Source organism: Paenarthrobacter sp. JL.01a (assembly GCF_025452095.1).
Lineage (GTDB): Bacteria > Actinomycetota > Actinomycetes > Actinomycetales > Micrococcaceae > Arthrobacter.
The window spans coordinates 1,371,566-1,389,405 of the sequence record NZ_CP104877.1; the positions used below are offsets into that span (position 1 = coordinate 1,371,566).

12 protein-coding genes are annotated in these 17,840 nt (G+C 64.5%); 7 read left to right on the forward strand and 5 right to left on the reverse strand.

Going from position 1 to position 17,840, the window contains the following annotated elements:
* Positions 1 to 4: 4 nt before the first annotated feature.
* Positions 5 to 1,837 carry an AMP-dependent synthetase/ligase gene (locus tag N5P29_RS06695; protein WP_262277844.1) on the reverse strand — a complete coding sequence of 611 codons (1,833 nt, stop codon included), beginning with the start codon at positions 1,835 to 1,837 and terminating at the stop codon, positions 5 to 7.
* A 10-nt stretch (positions 1,838 to 1,847) separates the two neighbouring features.
* On the reverse strand, positions 1,848 to 3,515 hold the full coding sequence (locus N5P29_RS06700; RefSeq protein ID WP_410007914.1) for a dolichyl-phosphate-mannose--protein mannosyltransferase: 1,668 nt from the start codon (positions 3,513 to 3,515) through the stop codon (positions 1,848 to 1,850).
* Between the two features lie 250 nt (positions 3,516 to 3,765).
* On the opposite strand from N5P29_RS06700, the gene rsmI reads away from it, so the two are divergent.
* Both rsmI and N5P29_RS06710 read left to right on the forward strand, forming a co-directional pair.
* Positions 3,766 to 4,656 (forward strand): 16S rRNA (cytidine(1402)-2'-O)-methyltransferase, encoded by an 891-nt coding sequence (rsmI, locus tag N5P29_RS06705; RefSeq protein WP_410007915.1) that lies wholly within the window; start codon positions 3,766 to 3,768, stop codon positions 4,654 to 4,656.
* 159 nt (positions 4,657 to 4,815) lie between these two features.
* On the forward strand, positions 4,816 to 6,297 hold the full coding sequence (locus N5P29_RS06710) for an NAD-dependent succinate-semialdehyde dehydrogenase (RefSeq protein ID WP_262277846.1): 1,482 nt from the start codon (positions 4,816 to 4,818) through the stop codon (positions 6,295 to 6,297).
* Between the two features lie 129 nt (positions 6,298 to 6,426).
* Here N5P29_RS06710 and N5P29_RS06715 read toward each other — a convergent pair whose 3' ends face one another.
* Genes N5P29_RS06715 through N5P29_RS06725 form a run of 3 tightly spaced genes read right to left on the reverse strand, consistent with a single transcriptional unit; the run spans position 6,427 to position 11,497 of the window.
* The gene (locus N5P29_RS06715; protein WP_262277847.1) at positions 6,427 to 8,925 is read right to left on the reverse strand and encodes a transglutaminase TgpA family protein; all 2,499 of its coding nucleotides are present in this window, start codon (positions 8,923 to 8,925) and stop codon (positions 6,427 to 6,429) included.
* Positions 8,922 to 10,388 carry a DUF58 domain-containing protein gene (locus N5P29_RS06720; RefSeq protein WP_262277848.1) on the reverse strand — a complete coding sequence of 489 codons (1,467 nt, stop codon included), beginning with the start codon at positions 10,386 to 10,388 and terminating at the stop codon, positions 8,922 to 8,924. The genes N5P29_RS06715 and N5P29_RS06720 overlap by 4 nt, the downstream gene beginning before the upstream one ends.
* Before the next feature lie 11 nt (positions 10,389 to 10,399).
* Positions 10,400 to 11,497: an AAA family ATPase gene (locus N5P29_RS06725; RefSeq protein WP_262278525.1), complete on the reverse strand. Its 1,098-nt coding sequence runs from the start codon at positions 11,495 to 11,497 to the stop codon at positions 10,400 to 10,402.
* A 164-nt stretch (positions 11,498 to 11,661) separates the two neighbouring features.
* On the opposite strand from N5P29_RS06725, the gene N5P29_RS06730 reads away from it, so the two are divergent.
* From N5P29_RS06730 to N5P29_RS06750, 5 genes are all read left to right on the forward strand, one after another.
* Positions 11,662 to 12,558 carry a TatD family hydrolase gene (locus N5P29_RS06730; protein WP_262277849.1) on the forward strand — a complete coding sequence of 299 codons (897 nt, stop codon included), beginning with the start codon at positions 11,662 to 11,664 and terminating at the stop codon, positions 12,556 to 12,558.
* Positions 12,559 to 12,849: 291 nt separating this feature from the next.
* A complete protein-coding gene (locus N5P29_RS06735; protein ID WP_262277850.1) occupies positions 12,850 to 14,010 on the forward strand; it encodes a resuscitation-promoting factor in 1,161 nt (386 codons plus the stop codon).
* Between the two features lie 26 nt (positions 14,011 to 14,036).
* On the forward strand, positions 14,037 to 14,918 hold the full coding sequence (rsmA, locus tag N5P29_RS06740) for a 16S rRNA (adenine(1518)-N(6)/adenine(1519)-N(6))-dimethyltransferase RsmA (RefSeq protein WP_262277851.1): 882 nt from the start codon (positions 14,037 to 14,039) through the stop codon (positions 14,916 to 14,918).
* Entirely contained in the window at positions 14,915 to 15,907 is a 993-nt protein-coding gene (locus N5P29_RS06745) for a 4-(cytidine 5'-diphospho)-2-C-methyl-D-erythritol kinase (RefSeq protein ID WP_262277852.1), read from the forward strand. Before rsmA ends, N5P29_RS06745 begins: the two co-directional genes overlap by 4 nt.
* A gap of 54 nt (positions 15,908 to 15,961) precedes the next feature.
* Entirely contained in the window at positions 15,962 to 17,797 is a 1,836-nt protein-coding gene (locus tag N5P29_RS06750) for an ABC-F family ATP-binding cassette domain-containing protein (RefSeq protein WP_262277853.1), read from the forward strand.
* Positions 17,798 to 17,840 lie beyond the last annotated feature (43 nt).

Below are 17,840 nucleotides of genomic sequence, written 5' to 3' on the forward strand. Positions count from 1 at the left end.
GCTCCTACTTCGCGTAGAGCTTCTCCACGCTCGGTCCGAAGTCCGCCACCACTGCCGCGCGCTTGAGCTTCAGGGACGGTGTGAGGTGTCCGGACTCGACGCTTAGCTCAGCCGTGATGAAGGCGAACTTTTTGATGGACTCAGCCTCCGATACGAGCTTGTTCGCTTCGTCCACAGCAGACTGCACGGCCGCCCTCACACGCTCGTCGTGGGCTGCTTCTTCAAGGCTGAGGGCACTGTATTTGTTCTCGGTGCACCAATCCGCGAGGCCTTCGGGGTCCAGGCTGATCAAGGCGGCCACGAAGGGGCGTCCGTCTCCCACCGCCACTGCCTGGCCCACCAGCGGGTGTTCGCGCAGCTTCTCTTCCAAAGGAGCGGGGGCCACGTTCTTGCCGCCGGCCGTCACGAGGAGATCCTTCTTGCGGCCGGTGATGGTCAGGAAGCCGTCAGAGTCGAGCTCACCCAGATCTCCGGTACGGAAAAAGCCGTCCATGAAGGCGGCCTCAGTGGCTTCGTCATTGCCGTGGTAACCCTTGAACACGCCGATGCCTTTGACCAGCACCTCACCATCCTCGGCAACGCGAATGGTGGTACCCGGCAAGGGGATACCCACGGTGCCGATGCGCGACATGCTGGGCGTGTTGACGGTACAGGGCGCAGTGGTTTCAGTGAGGCCATAGCCCTCCAAAATGGGGACACCGGCGCCGTGGAAGAAGTGGTTGTCCCGCAGGCTCAGTGGGCTGGCGCCCGAGACGGTGTAGCCTACGTTGCCGCCGAAAATCTCCCTTACCTTGGGATAGAGGAGCTTGTTGAAGGCGCTGCGCTTGGTCCTCAGCAACCAACCCGGGCCCTGGCCCTTCCCGCGCGAGGCGAGGTCGACCGCCGTCGAATATTCGACGGCGGTTGCGGAGGCCGCCGCGAAAAGGGCACCTTTACCGGACATCGCGGCCCTATGGCTGGCGCCTGCATAAACCTTTTCGAAAATCCTCGGGACGGCCAGCAGGAACGTTGGCTTGAAGGATCCGAGGTCTGCCATCAGCCCGTTGGCTCCGGCGCTGTGGCCCAGGGTGATGCCGGCAGTGAGGCAAACCACCTGGACTGCCCGGGCCAGGACGTGGGCCAGCGGCAGGAACATCAACGTCCTGGCTCCCGGCTGCATCAAAAGCTCCGGCAGGAACGGAATAACGTTGCGGGCCACCAGCACAAAATTTCCGTGCGTGATTTCGCAACCCTTGGGCTTGCCAGTGGTTCCGGAGGTGTAGACGATGGAGGCGACATCGGCCAGCTTTGCTGCGCTGCGCTGACGCTCCAGTTCTGCATCCATGACACCGATCCCGACGGCGGACGCGCTGGTGAGGTTGGGAGCGTCGCCGTCGTGCTCCATCCGGATGATGGCAATCGGATCGTCGCCGAGGAGCCTGGACTTATCCACTACGGAATGAACCAGTTGGGCTTTTGCGGCGTCCTCCACGAAGACCCGGCGGGCCCCGGAGTCGGCGAGGATCCACTCGATCTGGCTTGCGGACGAGGTCTCGTAGATCGGCACCGTAACGCCGCCGGCCATCCATATTGCGAAGTCGACCAGTGTCCATTCGAAGCTCGAATGGGACAAGACCGCCACAGGGTCACCCGGGTTGAGTCCACCGGCGATGAGGCCCTTGGCCAACGCGGTGACGTCGGCAAGGAACCGTGCAGCTGAAACGTTGAGCCAGCCATTGGCTGTGTTGTGTGCGTACAGGATGCCGAACGGATCCTTGGCGCACCGCTCCAGAAGGAGATCCGTCACATTGCTGTCCTCGTCGGCCTCGACCAGGAGCTCCGTGCTTGCTTCCCTCACTGCTTTCCTCCTAGATCCACGATGGCATCCACATTCTCATACGCCATTCCTGGTAGCTGATGACCTCCGCTGTCAGCACGGGGTAGAAGAACGCCGTAGCGAGGACAGCCAGGACCACGACACCGGCCACCACATACAGTCCGGAGCGTCTGCGCCACGGCGGATCGGTGCTGCGTCCGAGCACCAAGCCCAGAACGTAGGTCAGGGCAAGCACCAGGAACGGTTCGAACGAGACCGCATAGAAGATGAACATGGTGCGTTCGGGGTACATGAACCACGGCAGATATCCGGCGGCGACCCCTGCGAGGATTGCTCCCGCGCGCCAATCGCGGCGTCCCGCCCACCAGAACAGCAGAATGACCAGGGCGATGGTTCCGCCCCACCAGACCACGGGATTTCCCACCGGGAGGATCGCCGAGGAACATGTCTCCACGAGGCAGCCCGCGGTTCCTTGCTTGGGCGACTGGTAATAGAACGACGTGGGGCGGCCCATGACCAGCCAGGTCCATGGACTGGATTGGTAGGGATGCTCCGCGCTGAGCCCCTGGTGGAACTTGTACGCCTCCAGGTGATAGTGGGCCAGGGATCGCACTGAATCGGGCAACCAGTCCCATCCGGGCGCCGGGTTGGTGACGGCCCACTGACGGTAATAGGCGTCCTTCGAAAGGAACCAGCCTGTCCAGGTTGCGGTATAGGTGACCACAGCGACCGGAATAAGAGTGAAGAAAGCCGGGATGCCGTCTTTGATGACACCGGCACTGAACCAGTTCTTGATGCCTGCGATCCTGCGGGCGTTCAGATCCCACAGAACGGTCATGATGCCAAATGCCGCGACGAAGAACAACGCCGACCATTTAGTGCCCACGGCGAGCCCGAGGCAGATACCGGCCACAAGGCGCCACCACCGCATTCCCAACCAGGGACCGGCCACCAGTTGGCTTCCCAGCGGGCGGCCGCCGGGCGAAGCAGCCGCTTGCGCGGCGAGCCGGGAAGCCAGGCGACGGCGGCCGTCGTCGCGGTCCATCAGAAGGGCGCCAAAAGCGGCGAAGAGCCAGAATGCGAGGAAGATATCAAGCAGCGAGGTGCGTGAAAGGACCAGATGGTGCCCGTCAACGGCGAGCAGCAGACCCGCAACGGCCCCAAGAGTGTGGGAGCGGAACAGCTTCAGTGCAATGAGCGAAACCAGGAAGACCGTGAGCGTGCCGGTGAGGGCTGCTCCAAACCGCCAGCCGAAAGGGTTGTCGGCGCCGAAAAGCCACATACCGAAGGCGATCATCCACTTCCCGACCGGGGGGTGGACAACGTACTCGGGGGTGTTCAGCAGGATGTCGGGGTTGCCGGCGTTGAAGGAGTCGTTGGCATTGGCCGGCCAGCTACGCTCATAGCCGCTTACCAGATAGGAGTATGCATCCTTGACGTAGTACGTTTCGTCGAAAACCAGGCTGTGCGGGACGTCAAGCCGGAAAAACCGGAGGATGCCAGCAAGGACCGCGCTGATCGTGGGAATCAGCCAGAACCACAGCCTCAACGATGCCGGGTAATCGCGCCAGCTCTGGATACCGCCGAGGAGGCGCTGCTTCAACGCTTCGACGCTGAATGCCTCAGAAGGCCGTTCAATCCAACCGTGCCCTTCGAGTCCGCGACCAGCTGCGGACTTCCTCGGGCTGTGGTGTAGTATTCCGGGAGGCTGCCAAGCAATCAGTTTCCTTACCGGCTTTAAGTCGGTGTTCCTCGATGGGCGTTGGCTCGCATCGTCTGGCAGGTCCGACGATGCAGAGCCACCGGAAGCGGTTTCAGAAACGGGTGACTGGTTCACCCGCCCATGCTACCTGTCGATTCTTGGCGCCAAGCTGAACTGCCGTTCCGCCCGGCGTGGGCAGTAGGCTTGGCAGGTGGACGAAGAGCGAAGCACCCCCGTTGAAACCCCGTTGGACGATGAATCCCTTGAGCCGGGGGAGCATGCGGTTCCCGGCGGAACAACCCCGGGAGTTGGCCGGATCGTGCTGGCTGCGACGCCCATAGGCAACGTCGGTGACGCGTCCACCAGGCTGATCGAGCTGCTGGGAACCTCGGACATCATCGCGGCGGAGGATACCCGCCGCCTGCACCGCCTGGTTCAGGCCCTTGGGGTGGAGGTTTCCGGTCGGGTCATCAGCTACCACGAACACAATGAAGCCACCAAGACCGCTGAGCTGCTGGAGCACGTGCGCGCCGGAAAGACCATTCTCATGGTCAGCGACGCCGGCATGCCGGCCGTCTCGGACCCGGGTTTTCGTCTGGTGGAGGGGGCTGTGGAAGCCGGTTTGACCGTCACCGCGGTCCCCGGGCCGTCCGCTGTCCTGACCGCGCTTGCCCTCTCGGGCCTGCCGACCGACCGTTTCTGCTTTGAAGGCTTCCTGCCGCGGAAGTCCGGAGACCGGAATTCCCGCCTGGCCGCTCTGGCAGATGAACGCCGCACCATGGTCTTCTTCGAAGCTCCACACAGGCTTGAAGTCATGCTGCGTGCACTGCACGAGCGCTTCGGCCCCGACCGCCGCGTGGCCGTATGCCGGGAGCTCACCAAGACCTACGAGGAAGTCATCCGCGGCACGCTGCGTGAGCTTCTGGAGTGGGCAGAAAACAATGAGGTCCGTGGTGAGATCGCCGTGGTGGTGGCTGGTGCGCCTGAACAGGAGCCCGGCAAACCCGAGGACCACGTTGGGGCCGTGAATGAACTGGTGGCGCAGGGCATCCGCCTGAAGGAAGCTGTGGCAGCCGTGGCCGAGGACGCGCGGGTGAGCAAGCGGGAGCTGTACTCAGCGGTGCTCGCAGCCCGCTGACAAAGCTGTGCAGCTGCACAAAATGGCATCCGTATGGCAGTGCGTGAAGGCGTAGACACTCCTTCCGGCGGGGCAGTACCGTGGCAGTAATTCAAGCCACTTCCGGCAAGGAACCCCCGTGGTGCATATCTCCAAAGCACCCAAGACGAAGGAGTCGCCATGACTGTCACGGTTGAACGCGAAAGCGAACTGCTGGCTTCCGTTCCCACCGGCCTGCTGATCAACGGTCAGTGGCGCCCGGCTGGTTCGGGTAAAACCTTTGATGTTGAGGACCCCGCCACGGGCAAGGTCCTGCTCAGCATCTCCGACGCCGGTGCGGAGGACGGTGCCGCCGCCCTCGACGCCGCCGCTGCTGCACAGGCCGACTGGGCCCGTACGGCCCCGCGCGAACGCGGTGAAATCCTGCGCCGCGCCTTCGAGCTCGTCACTGAACGTGCCGAGGACTTCGCGCTTCTCATGACCCTGGAGATGGGCAAGCCGCTGGCCGAAGCCCGCGGCGAAGTGACCTACGGTGCTGAGTTCCTTCGCTGGTTCTCCGAAGAAGCTGTGCGCGTGTCCGGCCGCTACTCCGCAGCCCCTGACGGCAAGAACCGCCTGCTCGTTCAGAAGAAGCCGGTTGGCCCTTGCCTGCTGATCACCCCCTGGAACTTCCCGCTGGCCATGGCAACCCGCAAGGTTGCTCCGGCTGTCGCCGCCGGTTGCACCATGGTCCTCAAGCCTGCCAACCTCACCCCGCTGACCAGCCTGCTCTTCGCACAGGTCATGCAGGAAGCCGGTCTTCCCGCCGGTGTCCTGAACGTTATCCAGACCTCGACGGCCGGCGCTGTTACGGGCCCGTTGATCAAGGACGACCGCCTCCGCAAGATCTCCTTCACCGGCTCCACCCCGGTGGGCCAGGCCCTCATCCGTGAAGCTGCGGACAAGGTCCTGCGTACATCCATGGAACTGGGCGGCAACGCACCGTTCGTTGTTTTCGAAGACGCCGACCTGGACAAGGCCGTTGAGGGCGCCCTCGCAGCCAAGATGCGCAACATGGGCGAGGCCTGCACGGCTGCCAACCGCTTCATTGTGCACGAGTCCATTGCAGACGCTTTCGCCGAGAAGTTTGCCGCCAAGATCGGTTCGCTCACCACCGCCCGCGGCACCGAGCCCGAGTCCAAGGTCGGCCCGTTGATCGACGGCAAGGCGCGCGACGGCGTTCACGCCCTGGTCAGCGAGGCCGTCGAAGGTGGCGCCGAGGCAGTCACCGGTGGTGCCGCCGTCGACGGTCCCGGTTACTTCTACAAGCCCACCGTGCTGAAGAACGTTGCCGAGGACGCCCGCATCCTCAAGGAAGAGATCTTTGGACCGGTAGCCCCGATCATCACCTTCTCTTCCGAAGAGGACGCCGTCCGTCTGGCCAACAACACCGAGTACGGCCTGGTGGCCTACGTGTTCACCAAGGACCTGAACCGCGGCCTTCGCATCAGCGAGAAGCTGGAGACCGGCATGCTGGGCCTGAACGCGGGTGTCATCTCCAACGCTGCTGCCCCGTTCGGTGGCGTCAAGCAGTCGGGCCTCGGCCGCGAAGGCGGCTCCGAAGGCATCGAAGAGTACCTCTACACCCAGTACGTAGGTATCGCGGACCCGTACGCCGACTAGGCTGCGCAGGATCCCGTCCGCCGCTCTCGCAACAAGAACGGTTGACACCAAAGGGCACGGCCCGGAACCACAAGTTCCAGGCCGTGCCCTTTGCCGTTGGCGCTGATGGGCGTCGCGGGTACCACGGCCTCAGCGACGCTGGGGAAGGACCCCACGTACAGAGCGCCATCCGCGGACGGCCACCCACCACACGGCTTTGCCCAAGCTGCGCAATGCCCGGAACGGCGCGCCAAGCGACCGCCGCCAGCGGCGCATCATCGACGGCGGCAGCCAGTCCGCGCGGAAGCGCACCAACCAGCGGGCATTGTTCCGTAACGACTCACGTACGACGGCGATGCGGGGCGACGCAGGCGGGGCCGCCACCGTTAGCCGGCCATAGCGCAGCCGTTCGAAGTCCGCGGTAAGGGACGCGACTGCCGTGTGCGCGGCGTCGTCGAGTCCTCCCGACTCTCCCAGGGCCGCACTGGAACGGAGCCTCGCGGAGAAGTGCCGTGGTGTCTCGCTGGGCGTCGAGGATATGCCGTAGTCGGTGGCAAGGTCCTGCAGCTCGGCCCACGCCAAGTCCGGTCCGGGGTCCTTGTACCCTGGCGGCAGTTCACCTGTGTAATCCCGGGGTTTGCTGTTCAGCCGCCGACGCCTGAGAACGGTCCTGCTGAGCCTGGGGGAGCCCAGGAAGCCGAGCAGGAGCACCACACCGGCCGTGACGGCACCGATCACAGGGAGTGGGTTGACGTTGCGCGGGCCGGCTGCCGGCGCCCCAGCCTCGGGGACGGGGAGCGGGGCCGTAGCCACCGGGGCGGGGGTGGTCAGGGGTTCCTTCTCGTCGGTATTGGTGCTGAGGTTGCCGGGGACGGAGCTTTCCGCGGCGTATTCAGGGACAACGCCACGGGACGGGGTAGGTTCAAACGGGACCCAGCCGAGGCCTTCGAAATAGAGTTCCGGCCAGGCGTGTGCGTCCCGGGCGTCAACCTCGTACTCGGGGAACGAGCCCTGCCCCACCAAAGCAACAGATTCACCGGTCAAGCGTCCGGGCGCGTAGCCAACTGCGATGCGGCTTGGAATGCCTTCTGCCCGTGCCATGACCGCCATGGCTGAGGAGAAGTGGACGCAATAGCCGCTCTTGACCGCCAGGAAATCGGCCAGGACAGAGAGGCCGTTTCCGTCGTAGCCATTTTGTACTGGGGCCTGCAAGGAATAGGTGAACGCGCCCGACCGCAGGTACTTCTGTATGGCCAGCGCTTTGGCGTAATTGTTGTTTCCTGCCGGCGTCGTGACCGAATCCGCTGTTTGCCGCACGATGTCGGGCAGGTTGGCGGGGATCCTGAGGAAGTCCTCGGAGATGGACCGCGGCGGCGACGTGGCTTGGGACAGGGCTGCCGCGGTGACCTTCGGCGCGGCGGAGAAGACCACGTAGCGTTGGGCGCGCGTTGTGGTCTCGGTGCTCATGATGCTCAGCGTGTTCGGATCCCAGGTCCACCGTCCGTTGAGGCCGTTAACCGAGGCCGGGGCGAAGGGGGCGGGGAGGTAGGGACTGGTGAACAGGCCGGCATTGACCGACGTCACGGCGTTGACCACCTGGCCCTGGACCGCGTAACCGGTCTCAATCCTGTCCGCCCCGGGACGGCGCTCGGCCATACGGTCATTGGGTGCCCAGGTTTCGCCGTCGAAGTTGTCGATCGTGACGGACCTCAGATACAGAGGCGTCGTGGCGCTTGTTGCGTAGGTGATCCGGCCGGATCCTGTCGGGCTTCGAAGGCTGTTGCCCAAGGTGATCATCGGGTTGAGCCCGTTGGCGGTGCCCCAGGGACTCAGCCGCGAACCCTGGGGGAAGGTGCCCGTTTCGAATCCGGGGATGGCAAGGGGCACCACCATCGTCAGGGCAAGCGCCAGCCCACCGGTGACCAACGAGCGCCTGAATTGTCCGGGGCCCCGGCCCGTTCCCGACTGCAGGCGGGCATCAGGGGCGAACCAGTGGCTGCATCCGAGAATCAGCAGATAGCCCACCGCTGCGCCGAGGAACCCGGCAATCCCCACGCTTTGGGGTTTGATGGTTGCCGGAACCACCATGATGGCCAGGATCCCGATGCCGCTGGCGGCTGGCATCGAAAGAGGCACCGCCAACGCGTCGATGAGGATGACCAGCAGTCCAAGGCAGGCGCACATGACGAAAACGATCCCGGCGTTTGGCGCGACCGGCGCACTCTCGGAGACTACGGTCTCCGCGGCCCGCTTGATATGGCGCCCGACGGCGGTGAAAGTTGCCGGCGTGGGGATGAAACCGGCCAGGCTCTCCTGGCGGCAGAACGTGAAGCTGAGAATGGCCGCCAACGATACAAAGGACCCGAGAGTGGCCAGCAACGGCTGCGCGCGGAGGGACCGGAGGGCCGCCAGGGTCACGGAGACCACCACCACCGTGGTGATCAACGGCATGAACCAGGCCCAGCCCCTGAAGACGCCATTGAGCGACAGAGAGGCACCCAGGACTGCCATGGCGATGGAACCGGCCATGATCCAGGGGTAGGCACCGGGGCCGGCGCGGCGCGGCCGGGGTGCGGCAGCTCGGTCACGGCCAGGCATTCCGCCGGCAGGACTGGACGGCGGGCTGCCGCGGTGGGATGTTGTTGTCATCGCGGCACCGCCGCTCCACGCCGGACGTCCATGGCAGCACCGGCGGCCGCGACGATCCCGCCTTCATCGAACGCGGACCAGGCGGAGGCCAACTGGGACTTGGCTGTCACGGGGGCGACCCTCCAGCCGGCGCGCCGCAGGATCTCCAGGGTGTCCTCATTGCTTCGCGACGGGTCGCCGATGACCAGGGCGAAGGCGTTGGCTCCGTACGCTGCTGCGGGAGCCAGCGCCCTGGCCTCTGCGGGCGACAGGGTGCCCAGCAAGGCCAGGAGCGGTCCACGCAAACGGTGTGCCGCCAGCTTGTCCATGAGTCGGTCATCGAAGACCGAGTCCGGAGCCTCGGTGAACGCCTGGCCCGTCCGGGCTTCGAGGTGACCGGCCCTGCGGTGATCGGAACCGGAGTGGTCAGCCCGGTGATGCTCCGCGCGGGCGTGCCTGGGACCGCTGAGCTCAATGGCCGCCAAGCCCTCCGCAATGGCCTGCAGGCCACCTGCACCGGAGAACTCCTCAGCGTCCGGATCCGGCGCTGAGCGGGAACGAAGGAAAGCCGGAGCGCCGAAGGCATCAAGGACCCGCAAGGAATAGTTCCTCTCCGACAGATGCGCAGCCACGGACATTGCCGCCGTCACGATCCATTCAAAATCAGGGCTCGTCACCAGGTCCGAGTCTTCATCATGGGCACCGAAGACAGACCCCGCGCCAGTGGCGAACGCTGAAAAGCGCTGATCCAGGATGAGGGTGGCCTCGGGAGTGGTCACGGACTCCTCCTGGCGGACCATGAGCTGTCCGTGACGTGCCGTGGCCGCCCAGTGCACCCGGCGCATGGGGTCCCCGTGACGGTATTCACGGGTCATGATGTCGTCATCGCTGGGGTTGGCGCGGATGCGCGTCGCCGTCACGCCGTCGTTGCCGCGGGCACCGGCCAGGCCGGTGACCGGAAGTTCGACGGCGGCCGGCGTCACGGTGAGGAGGTCGCCGTCGTCGATGGCATGGCGCCTTAAGGAAAGGCCGAACGGATCGCTGAACTCGGCGGTCACCGGACCGATCCGGAACTGTCCGCGTTTACCCGAGCGAAGATGGTATTCGTAGCGGCTGGTACCGCCCGAAGCGGAGCGGGCCGGGAAACGGAAAGCGGGAGGCTCGCCAAAACGGGGCGGTAACTGCTCCTCCATGATGACGTGCCCGGTGGAATAGTTCGTCCGCGCAACCGCAAGGCGGACAGTGGTGGTGCTGGAGGTTTCCACAGTGGAGGGATTGAACTCCCGGTACACCTGGAACTTGGGTTTAAGCACCCGGACACCGGCAAGGGCAACCAAGGGGAGCAGGAGCAGCAGGACAGCCAGGGAGAGCAAATCACGCCGGCCCATGACATAGGCGGAGCCCAGGGAAATCGCGCCCGCGGCCAAAAGGCCCCAGCCCCGCGTAGTGAACAGGTGCTTGGGAAGCCGGTCCATGAGTGCCATCGCGATGCCTCCTAAACGGCGTGGCGGTCCCTGCGCCACGCGCCCGGCGGTTCCTGGGCAACCGGAAGGGATGCCAGGATTCCGCGCAGGACGGTTTGGGGAGTGTCGCCGGAACTGGCCGCCTTCCGGTCCAGGATGATCCGGTGGGCGAGCACGGACTCCGCAACATCCACCACGTCATCCGGAAGGACAAAATCGCGGCCATCCAAGGCAGCTGTGGCCTTTGCAGCACGCAACAGTTGCAGGAGCGACCGGGGACTGGCGCCGAGACGAAGGCGGGCGCTGTCGCGGGTGGCCCTCCCGATGGCCACCGTGTATTCCTTGATGGCGGTGGACACGTGGACCTGCTGGACCGTAGCAATCATGGCGGCGACATCACCGGCCGTGACCACCGGTGTCACCTTGACCAGGGGAGAGGCAGCCTGATGGGTCTCGAGCATCTCGATTTCAGCGTCCTTGTCCGGATAGCCCATCGAGATCCTGGCCATGAAGCGGTCGCGCTGGGCCTCAGGCAGCGGGTAGGTGCCCTCCATCTCGATCGGATTCTGAGTGGCCACCACCATGAACGGGGAGCCCAGCTGATAGGAATGGCCATCTACAGTCACCTGGTGCTCTTCCATGCATTCCAGCAGGGCAGACTGGGTTTTGGCCGACGCGCGGTTGATTTCATCGCCGATGACGATGTTCGCAAATACGGCTCCCGGACGGAATTCAAACTGCCTGGATGACTGGTTGTAGATCGAAACGCCCGTGACATCCGAAGGCAGAAGGTCGGGGGTGAACTGGATGCGGGACACCGTGCAGTCCACAGTCCGGGCCAGCGTCTTGGCCAGCAGGGTCTTCCCGACCCCCGGCACATCCTCCAGCAACAAATGGCCCTGCGCCAGCAGGACCGTCAGCGCCAGCTTGGCTGCATCGGCTTTTCCGTCAATGACTTTGTTGATCGAACCCAGGATGCGCTCGCTGGCATCGTGGAACCTGTCCTTATCCATGACCTGCGGCCGGTGCCCGTTCAATCCTGCGCCTTCCCGGCTGTCCCGGGGCAGCGAACTGTACGCCCCGTCCTGGAGGGGCGAAGATTCAACGGTGACTTGTCGCTTGGACTCCATGGATTGCCCTTCAGCCTTGGCCGCGGCACCGCCGGTGCTGGCCGCTTGTCCGTTCCAGACTACCCAGACTTTGGCCGTCCCTGACATAGTGCTTCCGGAATTTATGTGCCAACTGGAATTTATCGGGCGCAACAGGGGGACCGCAGTCCGATTAAGGTGGGAGCATGTGCGATTCCCTTGCTCCCGTCCCGTACCGTGCGTCACAGGACGCCGAAGAAAAGCCGGATCCCCGGCGGGAGTACCCGCCCGCCCCGGAGCCCTTGCCGGTGCCGGTGATGGACAACCACACGCACTTGGACTTCAGGCAGGGTCTGCTTGAGGTGTCGGTCCGGGACGCGATGGACTCGGCCGAGGCCGTGGGCGTGCAAGGAGCCGTCCAGGTTGGTTGCGACCTGGAGTCCTCGCGTTTCACCGTCCAGGCCGTCGAGGCGGACCCCCGCCTGCTGGGGGCTGTGGCAATCCACCCCAACGATGCGCCCGTGTACGCGGGCCGTGGTGAGTTGGAGTCGGCGCTCTCGGAGATCGAGGACCTCGCAGCCCACCCCCGGGTCCGCGCGATCGGTGAGACGGGCCTGGATTTTTTCCGCACCCACGGGGAAGGGCTGACCCATCAGCGCTACTCATTCCGGCGACACATCGACATCGCCAAGCGGCTGGGGCTGACCTTGCAGATCCACGACCGCGATGCCCACGACGACGTGGTCCAGGTACTCCGGGAAGAAGGAGCCCCGGAACGTGTGGTGTTCCACTGCTTCTCCGGTGATGAGGAACTGGCCCGGATCTGCAACGACAACGGCTGGTACATGTCGTTCGCGGGTACCATGACGTTCAAGAATGCCGGAAACCTGCGCTCAGCTTTGGCCATCGCCGAACCGAGCCGGATCCTGGTGGAGACCGACTCCCCGTTCCTCACCCCACACCCATATCGAGGACGCCCCAACGCGAGCTACATGGTTCCTTACACCGTCCGCTCCATGGCGGAAGTGACAGAAAATGACTTGGCGGAGCTCTGTTCGCGCTTGGCCGAAAACACGCTGGAAGCCTACGGTTCCTGGGCCTGATCGGGCCTTTTTGTCCTGCAGAAGCGACCCGCTTGTGGATACCGGGTATGCAGAAGTCTTGGCCCGTTTATAACAGATCGGTTACTGTGTTAAACAAGTAGCCGGGGTCGGGGAAGGCCTTCGGACAACTGGCCCGGTTGATTCCGGGCCCATCAGTTGAATGGTTTTGGCGGCGCAGATGCCGGCAGCAAGAGCGGGACCAGGCAGTTTTGCCTGGCCCCTCGGTTTTGCGGCTGGCATTATTTCTGTGCTTTTCCCCGTGCCCGGATGGTCTGAGAGTTATGGGCAATCGTGATCAAGTTCTTCACTACGGATGGCAAGTTCAGCTTCCTTAAAGTCGGTGCCCAGTTGCTGGTAGTTACAGCGCTGGTGGTCGGTGTGGTTGCCTTCGTCGGCAACAACAAGACAGTCACCCTCAACGTTGACGGAAAAGTGAGCTCCATCCAGACCTTCGGCGGCACTGTTGACGAAGTAGTCAGGGCAGCCAAGGTCGAGTTGAAGGACGCAGACCGCGTGTCGCCGGCACTGGACGCACGGGTAGACAATGGCTCCGTGGTGAACATCAACCTCGCAAAAGCCGTGTCCATCGAGTTGGACGGTGCCCGCAAGACGGTCAACACCACCGCCTCCGACGTCGCCGGACTGGTCAGTGAACTGGGCGTGGCAAGTTCCTCGCAGGTCTCCCAGCCGAAGGAAGCCGCCCTGGAAGTCACGGGGTCCTTCGTCTCGATCTCGACCCCCAAGACCATCAGCGTGGTAGCTGACGGCAAGAGCACCAGCACCACCACGACGGCGGCCGACGTCGCCAGCGTGTTGAAGGACGCCGGCATCACCGTCGGCGCCAACGACCGCCTGTCCCAGCCGGGTAACGCCCCGGTCATCCAGGACATGGTGATCAAGGTTTCCCGAGTAGACACCAGCAAGACCGCAGAGGCCACTGAAGAAGTGCCCTTCGACAGCGTCAAAACTGAAAGCGCCGATCTTTTCAAGGGCGAAGAAAAGGTAACGCAGGCAGGCGTCGCCGGTTCCCTGGTAAAGACGTTCAAGCTGGTTCTCGTCGATGGCCGCGAAGCGTCCCGCACGCTGGTCTCCAGCAACGTAGCCACCCCGCCCGTCGCCGAAAAGATCGCCGTCGGCACCAAGGCCCGTCCCGCCGCAGCTCCGGCAGCCGCTGCTGCTGCAGCCCCCGTGGCCAGCGGACCCACCGGTGCCCCCAACGAAGCCATGTGGGACAGGATCGCCCAGTGCGAGTCCGGCGGAAACTGGGCCATCAACACCGGCAACGGCTACTACGGTGGTCTCCAGTTCTCCGGTCCCACCTGGCTTGCCAACGGCGGTGGCGCCTATGCTCCCACGGCCAACCTCGCCACCAAGGCCCAGCAGATCGAAATCGCCAACCGCCTGTACGCCAAGAACGGACTCAGCGACTGGGGCTGCGCCCACGCAGCGTGACCCCGGACAGGCGATACGATACCTAGGTGACTGAACCGAATTCCGAACCCGCCGCCGTCGCGCCTTTGCTGGGCGCCACAGACATCCGACGGCTCGCCGAAGAAATCGGTGTACGCCCCACCAAAACACTGGGGCAGAACTTTGTGATCGATGGCAACACCATCCGGAGGATCGTCTCGGCGGCGGGCATTGACGCCGGCGAGACGGTCCTTGAGGTAGGACCCGGGCTGGGTTCCCTGACACTGGGACTCCTGGATGCCGCAAAGACTGTTGTGGCGGTGGAGATCGACCCCGTTCTGGCTGAAAAGCTGCCCGAGACGGTCCGCGCCTGGCGGCCCGAAGCCCAGGACAACTTCCACCTGGTGCTCTCCGACGCCATGAAGGTAACCGAACTTCCGGTTGCGCCCACAGCGTTGGTGGCAAACCTTCCGTACAACGTGGCCGTGCCCGTGGTCCTGCATCTCCTGCAGCATTTCACAAGCCTCCAGCATGGACTTGTCATGGTCCAGGATGAGGTCGCAGACAGGCTCGCGGCCACCCCGGGGTCCAAGATCTACGGCGTTCCGTCGGTCAAGGCGGCTTGGTACGGGCACATGCGCAAGGCCGGTGTCATCGGTATGAACGTGTTCTGGCCGGCACCGAAAATCCATTCCGGACTCGTCGCCTTCACCCGGCACGAACCGCCCGCAACGCACGCCACCCGCGAACAGGTCTTTGCGGTCATTGATGCCGCCTTCGCCCAGCGCAGGAAGACCCTGCGTGCGGCCCTGGCGGGGTGGGCAGGAAGTGCCGCCGAGGCTGAACGTTGCCTTGTGGCTGCCGGCGTCGACCCCACTGCACGCGGCGAGGTCCTGGACATCTCCGCCTATGTCAGGATCGCCGAAGCCCGCCACCCCGTGGGCGCATGAATCCGGGAACCCGAAAGCCCGGCATCCTGCCCTTCGCGGGGGACCGGTTCCATGCCCGGACGGTGCGCGTCAAAGCCCCCGGCAAGGTCAACGTGTCCTTGAGCGTTGGACCGCTGCGGGCCGACGGCTACCACTCCGTGGCCAGTGTCTACCTGGCAGTTTCCTTGTACGAGGAAGTAGCTGCCACCAGCACCGAAACGCCGGGAATCACCGTCAGCATCAGCCCGGACAGCACGCTGGACCTGGACGGTGTGGACATCCCGCTGGACGAACGGAACCTCGCGTACAAAGCTGCGGCGATCATGGCCGAGGTCTCCGAAAAACCCACGGGCGTGCACCTGGAGATCACCAAACGGGTTCCTGTCGCCGGCGGCATGGGTGGCGGTTCGGCCGATGCTGCTGCAACACTGCTCGCGTGCGACGCGTTGTGGGACAGCGGGCTCTCGCGCGAGGAACTCGCGCACCTGGCGGCCGAGCTGGGAGCGGACGTGCCGTTCTCGCTCCTGGGAGGCACCGCCGTCGGACTTGGCGTCGGCGACAAACTCTCGCCCGCCCTGGCTAAGGCGCAGATGGACTGGGTACTGGTGTTCGCTGACTACGGATTGTCCACCCCGGACGTGTTCCGCACCCTGGACGGGCTCCGGGACTCCGAAGGCGTGGATATTCCCGAGCCGGTGGACGTGGATCCGACGATCCTCCAGGCCCTGCGCAACGGGGATCCCGAGACCCTCAGCCGCGTCCTCATCAATGACCTCCAAAGGGCTTCGATCACCCTGGCCCCACAACTTAGGGACACTATCGGTTTGGGCGAAGCACGCGGTGCCCTGGCCGGCATGGTCTCAGGCTCAGGGCCCACGATCGCGCTGCTCGCGCGGGACTCCGTCTCAGCCAGCGTCCTCGCCGAGGAGCTGACCCATCGCGGCCACACCGCCGTCGCGGTCCACGGACCCGTTCCCGGGGCGCGGATCATCTCCGATACGCTCCTCTAATACCCCTGTTGTTACCCTGTACCTCCGCATTCCAGCAGTAGAAAGTAGTACCCATTGGCCCACCTGCTCGGCGGCGAAAACCTCACCGTTTCGTTCGCGACCCGCACTGTCCTCGACGGCGTCACCCTCGGTTTGGAGGATGGCGACCGGATCGGCATGGTGGGCCGCAACGGCGACGGAAAATCCACCCTCATGCGGCTGCTTGCCATGCGCTCAACCCCGGATTCAGGCCGGGTCACCAAACGCGGTGACGTCACCGTGGGCTACCTCGACCAGGCGGACGTACTCGACGGCGACCTCACCGTCGGTGCCGCCATCGTCGGGGACCGCGCGGACCACGAATGGGCCGCCAATCCCAAGATCCGCGAGGTCATGGGCGGACTGGTGGGCGATGTCGACTGGCACGCCAACGTGCACTCGTTGTCGGGCGGGCAAAAGCGGCGGGTGGCCCTGGCGAAGCTCCTCATCGAAGACCACGACGTCATCATGCTGGACGAGCCCACCAACCACCTCGACGTCGAAGGCGTGGCCTGGCTGGCGCGCCACCTCAAGTCGCGCTGGCGGGCCAACCAAGGCGCCTTCCTGGTGGTCACCCACGACCGCTGGTTCCTTGATGAAGTCTGCAACTACACCTGGGAAGTCCACGACGCCATGGTGGACATGTTCGACGGCGGTTACGCCGCCTACGTCCTGGCCCGTGCCGAGCGTGACCGCATGGCCGCCGTCGTCGAAAACAAGCGCCAGCAGCTCGTCAAGAAGGAACTTGCCTGGCTGCGGCGCGGCGCGCCCGCCCGAACGGCAAAGCCGAAATTCCGTATCGAAGCTGCCAACGACCTCATTGCGGACGTACCCGAGCCGCGGGATTCGGTGGCCCTGAGCAAGATGGCGACCGCACGTTTGGGCAAGGACGTTCTGGACCTTGAAAATGTGACCCTGGATTTCCAGGGCGGTGAGTCGAGGCAAAAGCTCTTCGACAACATCACCCTGCGCCTGGCGCCGGGGGAGCGCCTCGGACTGGTTGGCGTCAACGGCGCAGGCAAGTCTACCCTGCTCAAACTGCTCAACGGGGAGATCCAACCGACGTCGGGCAAGGTCAAGCGCGGCAAGACGGTGGTTACTGCTGTCCTGACGCAGGACGTGAAGGAGCTCGACGAAGTTTCGGACCTTCGGGTCATCGAAGTGATTGAGCGCGAGAAACGGTCCTTCAGTGTTGGCGGCAAGGAATTCACGGCCGGCCAGCTGGTTGAGCAACTCGGTTTCACCAAGGAGAAGCAGTGGACGCCGGTCCCGGACCTCTCCGGTGGCGAACGACGACGGCTCCAGCTGCTTCGCCTGCTGGTGGGGGAGCCGAATGTCCTCATGCTCGACGAGCCGACCAACGACCTCGACACCGACACCCTTGCCGCCGTCGAGGATGTCCTGGACGGCTGGCCCGGGACCCTGGTTGTGGTCAGCCACGACCGGTACCTCCTGGAGCGGGTTACCGACAACCAGATGGCGTTGTTGGGCGACGGGAAGCTCCGCGGACTCCCGGGCGGCGTGGATCAGTATCTTGAGCTGCGCGAGGCAGCACTGGCCTCCGGACAAGTCCTCGGCGGCTCCACGGCTCCGACGGCAGCCAGCGGATCCGCAAGCAGCGGCGCCGCGGCGCAATCCGGGGCCAGCGAAGCAGAGAAGCGCGAAGCCCGGAAGGACCTCAACAGGATCGACCGGCAACTCGGGAAGCTGGCGCAGCAGGAGGAGAAGCTCCACGCGCAGATGGCAGCGAAGTCCGAGTCCGGTGATTTCGACGCCCTGGGTGAGCTCAACGTCAAGCTTCGTGAGTTGCTCGACGAGAAAGAGGGTCTCGAACTGGAGTGGCTTGAGGCCGCAGAGGTCCTGGGCGAGTAGTCCCAACGCTCGCTCACATCCCCCGGGGTTGGTGTGGATGCTC